Here is an 867-nt window from a genome sequence, read left to right on the forward strand (position 1 = left end):
CGCCCGTCGTGCCCACCTCGGCCGACAGCCTCGCCTACGTGATGTTCACCTCCGGCTCCACCGGCCGGCCCAAGGGCGTCATGGTGGCCCACCGCGGCGTCGTGCGGCTGGTGTGCGGCGCGTCCTACTTCCACTTTGGCCCCGAGCACCGCTTCTTCCAGCTGGCGCCCACCGCCTTCGACGCCTCCACGCAGGAAATCTGGGGCGCGCTGCTGCACGGGGCCCAGCTGGTCCTCGCGCCGCCGCACTCACTCTCGCTGGAGGAGCTCGCGGCCCTCTTCCGCCGCCACGCCCCGACGAGCGTCATCCTCACCACGGCCCTCTTCGAGCAGATGGCGATCCACCAGGGAGAGACCCTGGCACTGGTGCCCCAGCTCATGATTGGCGGCGACGTGATGCCCGCCGAGCGCGCCCGGCAGCACCTGGCGAAGCTGGCTGCCGGCTCCGTGCTCGTCAACGGCTACGGCCCAACCGAGAACACCACCGCCTCCACCGCGCACGTCATGACCCCGGCGTCCTCCGTCGGGCATGCGGTGCCCATTGGAAAGCCCATCGGGCAGTCCACGGCCTACGTGCTGGACGCGGGCCTGCGGCCCGTGCCCGTGGGCGTGGCGGGTGAGTTGTTCGTCGGTGGCGCCGGCCTCGCGTGGGGCTACCTGCGCCGCCCCGACCTCACCGCCGAGCGCTTCGTTCCGCACCCCTTCGCCGCGACTCCTGGCGAGCGCCTCTACCGCACGGGGGACAAGGCCCGCTGGCGCGCGGACGGCACGCTGGAGTTCCTGGGCCGCACCGACTTCCAGGTGAAGGTGCGTGGCTTCCGCATCGAACCGGGCGAGGTGGAGTCCGCATTGCAGCGGCTGCCCGGTG

General features: G+C 72.2%; 1 protein-coding gene. It reads left to right on the forward strand.

What is annotated here, in order from left to right; translation table 11 throughout:
• The coding region (locus D7W79_RS42355) for an amino acid adenylation domain-containing protein (protein ID WP_120530785.1) at positions 1-867 on the forward strand (867 nt) is incomplete at both ends.

Origin of the sequence: Corallococcus exercitus, assembly GCF_003611585.1 — a bacterium.
Taxonomy (GTDB): Bacteria; Myxococcota; Myxococcia; order Myxococcales; family Myxococcaceae; genus Corallococcus; species Corallococcus exercitus.